The organism is Burkholderia sp. E168m23, from assembly GCF_016586125.1.
In the GTDB taxonomy this organism is placed as follows: Bacteria; Pseudomonadota; Gammaproteobacteria; order Burkholderiales; family Burkholderiaceae; genus Burkholderia; species Burkholderia orbicola.
Genome location: NZ_BCPP01000133.1, coordinates 1 through 10360, shown reverse-complemented (window position 1 = coordinate 10360; position 10360 = coordinate 1). Strand labels below are relative to the sequence as shown.

At 67.3% G+C, this 10360-nt stretch carries 11 protein-coding genes and 1 pseudogene; 4 read left to right on the top strand and 8 right to left on the bottom strand.

Annotation, left to right across the window (positions count from 1 at the left end; genetic code table 11):
* Positions 1-219 (top strand): annotated as a pseudogene (locus JMF90_RS09845) ((S)-ureidoglycine aminohydrolase); the annotation flags it as partial.
* 258 nt (positions 220-477) lie between these two features.
* Here the strand turns inward: JMF90_RS09845 and JMF90_RS09840 are convergent.
* A complete protein-coding gene (locus JMF90_RS09840) occupies positions 478-1203 on the bottom strand; it encodes a hypothetical protein (protein ID WP_011694876.1) in 726 nt (241 codons plus the stop codon).
* A 136-nt stretch (positions 1204-1339) separates the two neighbouring features.
* Between JMF90_RS09840 and JMF90_RS09835 the strand changes: the two genes are divergently transcribed.
* Positions 1340-2245 carry a LysR family transcriptional regulator gene (locus JMF90_RS09835; protein ID WP_011694875.1) on the top strand — a complete coding sequence of 302 codons (906 nt, stop codon included), beginning with the start codon at positions 1340-1342 and terminating at the stop codon, positions 2243-2245.
* A 147-nt stretch (positions 2246-2392) separates the two neighbouring features.
* On the opposite strand, the gene JMF90_RS09830 is transcribed toward JMF90_RS09835, so the two are convergent.
* Together JMF90_RS09830 and JMF90_RS09825 are read right to left on the bottom strand one after the other, a co-directional pair.
* Entirely contained in the window at positions 2393-2581 is a 189-nt protein-coding gene (locus JMF90_RS09830; protein ID WP_041489457.1) for a hypothetical protein, read from the bottom strand.
* Positions 2582-2807: 226 nt separating this feature from the next.
* The gene (locus tag JMF90_RS09825; RefSeq protein WP_063827318.1) at positions 2808-3602 is read right to left on the bottom strand and encodes an aminoglycoside phosphotransferase family protein; all 795 of its coding nucleotides are present in this window, start codon (positions 3600-3602) and stop codon (positions 2808-2810) included.
* 229 nt (positions 3603-3831) lie between these two features.
* Between JMF90_RS09825 and JMF90_RS09820 the strand changes: the two genes are divergently transcribed.
* Both JMF90_RS09820 and JMF90_RS09815 read left to right on the top strand, forming a co-directional pair.
* Positions 3832-5961, top strand: coding sequence for a penicillin-binding protein 1A (locus JMF90_RS09820; protein ID WP_011548983.1), 2130 nt, complete (start codon positions 3832-3834; stop codon positions 5959-5961).
* An 8-nt stretch (positions 5962-5969) separates the two neighbouring features.
* Positions 5970-6581 carry a trimeric intracellular cation channel family protein gene (locus tag JMF90_RS09815; RefSeq protein ID WP_011548984.1) on the top strand — a complete coding sequence of 204 codons (612 nt, stop codon included), beginning with the start codon at positions 5970-5972 and terminating at the stop codon, positions 6579-6581.
* 31 nt (positions 6582-6612) lie between these two features.
* On the opposite strand, the gene JMF90_RS09810 is transcribed toward JMF90_RS09815, so the two are convergent.
* From JMF90_RS09810 to JMF90_RS09790, 5 genes are all read right to left on the bottom strand, one after another.
* Positions 6613-7002, bottom strand: a complete 390-nt coding sequence (locus tag JMF90_RS09810) for a VOC family protein (protein ID WP_027805877.1) — start codon at positions 7000-7002, stop codon at positions 6613-6615.
* A 105-nt stretch (positions 7003-7107) separates the two neighbouring features.
* Positions 7108-7938 (bottom strand): heme ABC transporter ATP-binding protein, encoded by an 831-nt coding sequence (locus JMF90_RS09805; RefSeq protein WP_011548986.1) that lies wholly within the window; start codon positions 7936-7938, stop codon positions 7108-7110.
* Positions 7939-7957: 19 nt separating this feature from the next.
* The gene (locus tag JMF90_RS09800; protein WP_011548987.1) at positions 7958-9046 is read right to left on the bottom strand and encodes an iron ABC transporter permease; all 1089 of its coding nucleotides are present in this window, start codon (positions 9044-9046) and stop codon (positions 7958-7960) included.
* Positions 9047-9061: 15 nt separating this feature from the next.
* Positions 9062-9979: a hemin ABC transporter substrate-binding protein gene (locus JMF90_RS09795; protein ID WP_011548988.1), complete on the bottom strand. Its 918-nt coding sequence runs from the start codon at positions 9977-9979 to the stop codon at positions 9062-9064.
* A partial coding sequence (locus JMF90_RS09790) for a ChuX/HutX family heme-like substrate-binding protein (protein ID WP_305790742.1) occupies positions 9976-10360 on the bottom strand: 385 nt, incomplete at its 5' end. The genes JMF90_RS09790 and JMF90_RS09795, both read right to left, overlap by 4 nt.

The window sequence follows — 10360 nt, the reverse complement described above, 5'->3', positions numbered from 1 at the left end:
GCCGAAACGCACGTGATGGAGCACGGCCTGTATGTGCTGGAAGGCAAGGCTGTCTATCGCTTGAACCAGGACTGGGTCGAGGTGGAAGCCGGCGACTTCATGTGGCTGCGCGCGTTCTGTCCGCAGGCATGTTATTCGGGTGGGCCTGGGCGGTTCCGTTATCTGCTGTACAAGGATGTGAACCGTCACATGAACCTGACGTTGAATCCGGCGCGCTGAAGCGTCGCGCAAGTTGGATATGAAAACCCGCCGGTGTGAGCCGGCGGGTTTTTTTTCGGGGTTCCGCGCGGGTTTCCTTGGATGTCGGGTGGCGACCCGAAGCGGTCTTTCCGTTTTCTCCAAAGGTGCCACTCGACACGGTCACCTCAATCGGAACTGGATCTTAGCGCGTGCGCCAGGCCGGTGAGGATCGGTATGATCGCCCCCAACCACGAAAGCCCATCACAGAACGTGAGCCTGACCGGCCGAACGTCGAGGCTAAGCTTCAATGTGACTGAAACGCGGATAGCGTCCACTACCGTTGCCGACCGGTTCGTCGGAGCGCACGTACGCCAGGGAAAGGCGGTAGGCTGAACGAGACCTGTCCGACGCGTCGCCGACAAGATTCCAAAGCTCATGGCTGGTTTTCGCAACGCGGAGCAACAGCGCTCGCATGTCCGCTGGAAGCTCATACTTCTGGACGATGTCGCACGTCAGATTGGCTGTGACGACGGCGACCAGCCTCCGCTCGGCCGCTTCCGAGCCAATCATATCGAGCAATGCCATGACTTGCGAAAGCAGGGCTTGTCCTGCCGAAGCATCGATCTGCAGCGTAGCGGCAGGCAGCGCCAATGCGGTTATGTACAACACGTCCCTCTCGTCGAATCCGGCAAGGTCGGCGCGCACGTCCAGAGCCTTTGTGATGATTGCTCGCTGCCGCCTGAGTCGATGTCGGACCTCCTTCGGCAACGATGGAAACGCGGTATCCAACCTGACGTAGTAGTCCATGACCGATTGCCAGTCCCCGAGATGTTCGGCGTTGATATGGCATGCAAGGGCCGATAGTTCGACGAGATGCTCAATTTTTGCGTTGGCTGCAAGAAATCGATGCAATTTTGTGCGGATGGCTTTGGGGTGGTGGGTATGGTCCTGCCAGCAATCGGAGATGAACTCAGGGAAACCGTCGTGGCTTCCCGCGGTTTGGACCGGTTTTTCAATTTGCATATTTACCTCTGGCGATCGAGATGTGCCTGCGCAGCCCCGGCCCAGGAAGGTCCAGCTGCTGGAATCAAGTATTGATTGGCCTCGCGGCGCGCACCAGTGCAAAATCCCGAAGTGCACATTGCGTCAAACGCCTGCCATGAAACGTCAAACCTGGATGTCGGCCGATCTCAACTTACTCAAGGCGTTCAGCGTTCTGGTAGCAGAGCGCAGCGTTGTCAAGGCGGCAAAACGTCTGCATCTGAGCGAATCCGCCATGAGCCGCACCCTGAGCCGAGTGCGCGACGCGTTCGGGGACCCTATCCTCATCCGGGCCGGCCGTTCGCTGATTCCGACACCTCGTGCCTTGTCATTGCATCCCCGCGTACTCGACATGCTGGCAATGGCGCAGGACATCCTCACGCGGGCCGAGCTCGTTGACCCTGCATCGCTGACGCAAACCTTCACCATCCGCTGTAACGAGGGATTTGCGACGGAATTCGGTGCGAAGCTACTCGACATCGTCACTACGGCAGCGCCGGGCGTTCACCTGCGCTTTTCCATGCAGGACGAGAAGGACGCCACCGCGCTGCGAGAGGACAAGGCGGATATCGAAGTTGGGGTGCTTGGGAAAAGTGGACCGGAGATTCGTGTGCAGACGCTACTGAGAGACCGTTTTGTCGGTGTGGTTGCGATGTCTCACCCGCTTGCTGGCCATGATCCGGTCAGTATCGATGCATACACGCGATACCCGCACGTGAGCGTTTCGCGCAGGGGGCGTCGCGACGGCCCGATCGATGCTTTGCTGAGCGCGCTTGGCGCAAAGCGCCGTGTTGCAACGACGGTATCGAGTTTTCCGGTTGCGCTCGCGCTGGCGCAAGGCGGCAGTATTGTTGCAAACGTGCCATTTCGTCAGACTGCGTCAGGTCGCATTGGCATGCATACGTTCGAGCTGCCCGTCCAAACCGAGCCTGTCGTGGTCTCAATGATGTGGCATCCGAAGGTCGATCCGGACCCCGCACACCGATGGCTGCGGGATTGCCTGCTGCAAACCTGTGCTGATTAGGTGGCCTCGATGCTCATGGGTGGAGCGGCCGCCAGGCAGATCGCGTAATGCGTCTCGGTCAATGCTGTTCAGATGCACTGTGTGTGTCAATCGAACGTCAGCTTGTGGCCGATAGCAGACCTCGGAAACTCGATATCGGCGCTCACGTCAAAATACTTCGAACGAACACCAGTCGGGCACAAACTGCTCGAAGACAAAAAAGTCGTCGATGTATGTCAGCCCAAGCCGCTCCAATGACTTCGTGCACTCATCGGCCGCATCGCTTCCAAAGAACGGGCCAAGCGATATGAGGCTATCGGATTCGTCAAAAGATTCCCGAAAATTGAATTCGACCATGACCGTGGATAGCTCGACATTCTTGGCTGCTAGCGCAGCCCGCCGGACAACGATTCCGAAATCTCTCGAAACTTTCATTGATATTGACCAAAGGCAAGCGGGTACTGAAGATTGTCGGCGATCTAGCCCTTATGGTCGAGTGCCTAAAACAGGCCGAATACCGGTGGTCTTCGCAGCGTTCCCCAGAAACCTGCGACGGACCTGTTTTCATTGGCGATGCGTATCGTTACAACCCGAGCGCCCCCGCCGCAAGCATCGCAACCGCCAGCCGCGTATCGGCCGGCAACTCGTCTTCCATCAACCACACGGCCGACAGTCCCGACCACGCGAGAATCCACTGCAGCAGCCGGCGCCGATCGAGTCCCGCGGCGTCAGCCACGAGCACAACGCGTCGCTCGAATCGCACGGGATCGACCGCGATGTCATGCGCAGGATTGCAGAACAGGTTCGCGTAATCGAACGCGCGCTCGCCGCGCAGCCCTTTCGGGTCGATCGCGCGCCAGCCGCGATCGCCGAAATGAAGAATGTTGTCGTGATGGATGTCGCCGTGCAGCACGACTTCGTCGACGGACGGCCCAGCCAGCAACTGACGAGCGATCGCCGCCGAGCGGCGCAGCGCATCGTTGTCGACATCGTTCGACAGCAGCGCGTAGAACCAGTCGTGCAGCGGCACGACCGGAGGCACCAGCGGCGCACGATGCGCGTGCAGCCGCGCGACGACGTCGCAGGCGATACGCATCGTATCGTCGTCGTGGCCCGCAGCCGACAACGCAGCCAGCGACGGCGCCGGCTGCGCGCGTTCGAGCAGGATCGCGTCGCCGTCGTGCTGCCACACCTGCGCGGCGCCTTGCCCGTTCCACCAGGCCATCAGCGCATTGCCGCGGCGTTCTTCGTCGCACGTGGCGACTTTCAGCATCGCCGGCCGCGCGTGCCAGACGACCGGCAGCAGGCCGCCGCTCGCGGTCAGGATCGGGCCGCCGTCGGGAACGAGACCCCACAAGTCAAGATATCGATCGAACATCCGACGATGGTACAAGCGAACCGGCTCGCGCGCCCGCAACGACATGCCGCCGACCCGCATACCCGGTCCAAGCAGGACCTAAAGCGCTTTCCTAAATAAAATTTAGCCAGCCAAACTTTGGCTAAAGAATGTTCCGGTTTCGCGCCATCCCTTCGACAATGCGCGCCTTTCGTGACCGATCGGCGCCGCTCGCGCGCCGGCCGTCGCGGCACTGAAGAAGGAGCCCGACATGACCGATCCCACCGCCAACCCGTCGCCGCCGCCCGCGCCGCCATCCACACCGCCGCGCCGCCGTCGCATCTGGCGCACGCTCGCGGGCGCGCTGCTCGGCCTGACGCTCGCGTGCGCGGGCATCGGCGCATGGACGATCGATCGCATCTGGACGCAGTTGCCGTCCGTCGAACACCTGGCCGTCTATCGTCCCGCTTTGCCGCTGCGGATTTTCTCGCGCGATGGTGACCTGCTGGCCGAATACGGCGTCGAGCGGCGCGAGTTCGTGCCGCTCGAACGCATCCCGCCGCTGATGCGGCATGCGCTGCTCGCGGCCGAGGACGCGAAGTTCTACGAACACGGCCCGGTCGACATCGGTGGCCTTGCGCGCGCGACGTTCGCGAACGTCGTGACGGGCCAGCCGGGGCAGGGAGGCAGCACGATCACGATGCAGGTCGCGCGCAACTTCTACCTGACGCGCGACAAGGTGCTGAGCCGCAAGCTCGCCGAGATCCTGATGGCCGCCAAGCTCGAGCGCGAATACAGCAAGGACAAGCTGCTCGAGCTGTACATGAACGAGATCTATCTCGGCGAGCGCGCCTACGGCTTCGCGGCCGCCGCGCACGTGTACTTCGGCAAGCCGCTCGACGCGCTGAGCGCGGGCGAGGCGGCCGTGCTCGCCGGGCTGCCGAAGGCGCCGTCCGCATTCAATCCGGTCGTCAACCCGGCGCGCGCGACCGCGCGGCGCAACTACGTGCTCGGCCGGATGCATGCGCTTGGCCAGCTCGACGAGGCGACGTATCGCGCGGCCGTCGACGCGCCGATCGCATTGGCGACCACGCCGCCGCCCGGCATCGTCGCGGCGCCGTACGTCGCCGAGCGGGCGCGCCGGATGATGGTCGAACGGTTTCATGACGACGCGTACACGCTCGGCCTCGACGTGACGACGACGATCTCGATGCGCGACCAGCGCGCGGCCGAAGCCGCACTCGACCGTACGCTGAGCCGCCAGTCCCGCGCGAAGCGCGATATGCGCAACGGTCTCGAAGGCGCACTCGTGTCGCTCGATGCGGCCACCGGCGACATGCTCGCGCTGGTCGGCGGCGCGGATTTCGATCGCAACGTGTTCGACCATGCGCTGCAGGCGTATCGCCAGCCGGGGTCGAGCTTCAAGCCGTTCGTCTATTCCGCGGCGCTGGAGAAGGGCTACTTCCCCGGCGTGCTCGTCGACGATACGCAGCGCACACTCACGCACGCGGAAACCGGCGCGCGGCCGTGGCGTCCGCGCAATTTCGGCAATCGCTACGAAGGCTTCATCCCGGTGCGGCGCGGGCTCGTGCGCTCGAAGAACCTGGTCGCGGTCAGCCTGATGCAGGCCACCGACGCGCGCTACGTGCAGCAGCACGCGGTGCATTTCGGCTTCGACGCGCAGCGCAATCCGGCGTCGCTGCCGCTCGCGCTCGGCGCGGGCGCCGTGACGCCGCTCGAACTCGCGAGCGCGTACAGCGTGTTCGCGAACGGCGGGACGCGGATGGAGCCGCGCCTGATCCTGTCAGTGAAGCAGCGTCACGGCGGCGCGATGTACGAGGCGACCGTGCCGGCGGGCGAGCGGGTCGTATCGGCGCGCAATGCGTTCGTGATGGACAGCATGCTGCGCGACGTCGTACGGGCCGGTACTGCACGCGGCGCGCTCGCGCTCAGGCGTGACGACGCGGCCGGCAAGACGGGCACGTCGAACGGATCGAAGGACGTATGGTTCGCCGGCTATTCGTCGGGCATCGTCGCGGTTGCGTGGCTCGGCTACGACACGCCGCGCCCGATGGGGCGCGCGACCGGCGCGACGCTCGCGCTACCGGTCTGGCTCGACTACATGAAGACGGCCGTCGACGGGCGCACGCCGGTCGCGGCGACGCCGCCGCAGGACGTCGCGCTGGTGGACGGCGATTTCGTCTACGCCGAATACACGCGCGGCACCTGCACGGCCGACGTGCCGGCGTATATCCGCAGCCGCTTCGCGTGCGGCGGCGCGGCAGCCAGCGATGCGCCGGATGCGCCTGGCGATAACGGCAAGCGCGATGAACCGATGCCCGCCGCCGTCGACGCGGCCGAGCGCGAACGCGTGCTCGACCTGTTCCGGACCGACGACTGACGCGCGCCATGCATACGCTCTATCTGATTGCGATCGTCGCGGAAGCGATGTCGGGCGCGCTGATGGGCATGCGCCGCGGAATGGACCGCTTCGGGCTCGCGCTCGTCGGCGCGGTGACGGCGCTCGGCGGCGGAACAGTGCGCGACGTGCTGCTCGGCCACTATCCGCTCGGCTGGATCGCGCATCCCGAATACCTGGTGATCACGCTGGTCGCGGCGACCGTCGCGTCGTGGGCGGCACGACACGTCGCGCGGATGAAGACGCTGTTCGTCACCGTCGATGCGATCGGCCTCGCGGCGTTCACGATCATCGGCTGCGACATCGGCGCGTCGACCGGTACGGCGCCGATCATCGTCGTGCTGGCCGGCGCGATCACGGGCGTGTGCGGCGGGATGCTGCGCGATTTACTCTGCAACGAGATGCCGCTGATCCTGCGCGAGGAGTTGTATGCGAGCGTCGCGTTCGTCACCGGCGCGCTGTATGTCGGGATGCAGTATCTCGGCATCGACGCGGGGTTCGCGACGCTCGTCGCGCTGGCGGCCGGCTTCTCGATGCGGATGCTCGCCGTGCGACTCGGCTGGAAGATGCGGAGCTTCGGCGCGGCGGACGTCGAGCATTGAGCGCTCGCGCCTGGGCTTGCCGCGCCGGCATTCAGTCCGGCTGCATCACCTGAAAGACGTTCCCTTCCGGATCGATGCCGTCGACCATCCGGTACGGAAAGCCGTCGTAGCGCTTCAGATCGCGCACGGTCACGCCGTCGCGGGCGAGTCGGTCGCGATACGTGTCGATATCGGCGTCGATCGTGAATACGAGTTTCACGTTGCTGGTGGCCGCGCTCGCGTTCGTGCTTGAGGATGCGGCTGCATGACGGAAGGCCGGGCCGGCCCGATGCAGCGCGAGCTCGATCGCACCCGCGTCGAGCACGGCCCATTCGCCGTCGATTTCCTCAACGACGGGCAGCGCGAAATGCCGTTGGTAGAACGCCTTCAGCAGCGCGACGTCGCGGACGTACAGGATGATGCGGGTCATCGGAAGCGGCACGGGGATTTCCTCGAAGGGGCGATACGACAGACCTGGAGAGAACGCCGCCGTCCAAGGTAGCGCACGGCATCGATCGACGCAATGATCATGCGATACACACCCGCGCTACGCGGGCACCATCACCGGCGGCGTCCCGTCGCCGGTTTCCACCATCTTCACCGCGAAGCCATAGCACTGCGCGATATGGGCCGGCGTCATCACGTCGCGCGGCGCGCCATGCGCGACGATCGTGCCGTCGGCGAGCATCGCGATCGTATCCGCATGCCGCGCGGCGAGGTTCGGATCATGGACGATCGCGAGCACGCCGAGCTGCCATTCGCGCGCGACGGCGCGCACGGTATCGAGCAGCCGGTGCTGGTGCGCAAGATCGAGCGCGGCGGTCGGCTCGTCGAGCAGCAGGTAGCGCGGGCCGGATTCCGTCGCGTCATGGTCCGGCCACAGCTGCGCGAGGACGCGGGCGAACTGCACGCGCGCGAGCTCACCGCCCGACAGCGTCGTGACGTCGCGACCGACGAGCGCATCGGCGCCCGCCCGTTCGAGCGCACGCCACGCGATGTCGCGATCGCGATGCGCAATGACGTGGCGGGCGCCGCTGCGCCGCGCATGCGGGTAGCGGCCGAGCAGCACGATTTCGTCGACGCTGAACGGGAACGCCGGCTGCGCGGCCTGCGGCAGCACCGCGCGCAGGCACGCCAGCCGCGGTGCGTCGATGCGCGCGAGCGGTTCGCCATTCAGCGTGACGTCGCCCGTCACGCGCACGCCGTGCGGCGCGACGCTGCCGGTCAGTTCGCCGGCGAAGGTTTTCAGCAGCGTGCTCTTGCCCGCGCCGTTGCGGCCGAGCAGCGCGGTCACGCGGCCGGGCTCGATCGACAGCGACAGGTCGCGCAGGATCGTGTCGTGCCGGCGGGCGACGTCGAGGTGGTGGGCAGTCAACATGGTCGTCGTGAAGAAGGGATCATCCGCCGAGCGCGCCGCGGTTCTTCCACAGCAGCGCGAGGAAGAACGGCGCGCCGAGCAGCGCGGTCAGCACGCCGAGCGGAATGTCGGCGGGCGCGGCCACGGTTCGCGCGGCAAGATCGGCCGCGAGCGTCAGCAACGCGCCGAGCAATGCGGCGCCGGGCAGCACGATGCGCTGGTCGGGGCCGCACGCGAGGCGCACGCAATGCGGCGCGACGAGCCCGATGAAGCCGATGATGCCCGCGCACGACACGAGCGCGCCGACCGCGAGCGCGACCGCGACGAGCACGCGCCGTTTCAGTTGCTGCACGGGCACGCCGAGATGCAGCGCTTCGGTTTCGCCGAGCTGCAGCGCGTTCAGTGCATCGCGTTCGCGCGCGAGCAGCACGCAGCCGAGCGCCACGCACGGCGCGACGGCCGCCAGCGTCGACCATTGCGCGCCGCCGAGGCTGCCCAGGCTCCAGAAGGTCAGCGAGCGCAACTGCGCGTCGTCGGCGACGAACGTGAGCAGCCCGATCGCCGCGCCGACCAGCGCATTGATCGCGATGCCGGCGAGCAGCAGCAGCGGCAGCGCGAGCCGGCCGCGCGACGCGGCGAGCCGGTAGACGAGCGCCGCGACCGCGAGGCCGCCGGCGAACGCGGCGACCGGCAACGCGGCCTCGCTCGCATGGGCGGCGAAGAGCGCGGGGCCGAGCACGATCAGCGTGGTCGCGCCGAGCGCGGCGCCGCTCGACACGCCGACGAGCCCCGGATCGGCGAGCGGGTTGCGGAACAGCGCCTGCATCGCGGCGCCGGTCGCGCCAAAGCCGCCGCCGACCAGCAGCGCGAGCACGACGCGCGGCGCGCGGATGTCGAGCAGCACCGCGCGCGCCTGCTGCGCGGCCGCGTCGCCGCTTAGCGCGGCCCAGGCTTCCGCCAGCGGAATGCGGTATGCGCCGACGCACAGCGCGACGACGGACATCGCGCCCACCAGAACGGTGAGCGCGGCCAGGACGAACGGCGCGAAGCGGCGCGACGTGCCGAGGCGCGCGGCGCCGGAGCGTGAGGCCGGCGACGGCGCGTTGAAGGGTGGAGCGTGAGCGGGCATCGAGTCGATCCGGAGTCAGGCGAGCGCATCCGACAGGCGTCGATGCAGGGTCGTGACGGCGAGCGGCAGGCGCGGGCCGAAGCCGAGCAGGAACAGCGCGTCGAGCGACACGACGCGCCGCGCGCGGCCGGCCGGCGTCGCGCCGAAGCCGGGCGTCGCGAGCAGCGCGGCGTGACCGCCGACGGCCGCCAGCCCTTCGTCGGAGATCAGCACGACGTCGGGCGCGGCCGCCGCGAGCGCCTCGGTCGTCAGCGGCTTGTAGTGATCGAAGCCCTGCATCGCGTTGCGCGCGCCCGCGTAGCGGATCATCGCGTCGGCGGCCGTGCGCTGGCCGGCGACGAGCGCCTGGGTGCCGGTATGGTTCAGCACGAACAGCACGCGCGGCGGCTGCGCGCCGCCGGGCACGCGCGCGGCGACCGCGTCGCGCGCGGCCTGCCAGTCGCGATCGAAACGCTGCAGCAGCACGGTGCCGGCGTCGCGCACGTCGAGCGCCTGTGCGACGCCGGTGATCTTCGCGCGCACCGATTCGACGTCGTGACGCTCGTCGAACGTCGTCACCGTGACGCCGGCGCCCTTCACCTGCGCGATCGCCGTTGGCGGGCCGGCTTCCGCCGATGCGAGCACGAGATCGGGCCGCAGCGACAGCAGCCCTTCGGCCGACAGCGCGCGCTGGTAGCCGACCTTCGGCAGGCGCTTCGCGGCGTCGGGATACGTGCAGGTCGTGTCGGCGCCGACGAGCCGGTAACGCGGCGTCTCGGCGCCGCCGAGCGCGAACGCGGTTTCCGCCAGCGCGCCGCCGATCACGATCACGCGCTTCGGGGCGGCCGCCGCGACCTGGGCGAGCACGCCGCCGGGCAGCGCGCCCGCGAGCGCGCTGGCTGCCGCGCCGCCCAGCAGCGACCGGCGGCGCGGATCGAATGGGCGAGCGCTCATCGCGCGGCCCCGCGTGCAGCCGTCGGCAGCGTCGCGACGAGCGCGCGCCAGTCGTCGCGCTCGACCTTGCCGGGCTTGCGCTCGCCGAACAGCAGCGCGACATGGTCGCCCTGCCGGTCGAACAGTTCGAGCGACGTGACGATGCCGTCGCTCGTCGGCTTCTTCACGACCCAGGCGGCGGCGATCAGGTCTTCGCGCACATGCAGGTTGAAGCCCGGATCGAGCACGTTGATCCATGCGCCGACCTCGCGCACGTTCGCGACGGGGCCCGTATGGATCTGGATCATCCCCGCGTTGCCGACGAACACCATGATCGGCTGGCCGCTCTTCGCCGCCTGTTCGAGCACGTGGCGCAACGCATGCGCGGTTTCGACCGGATAC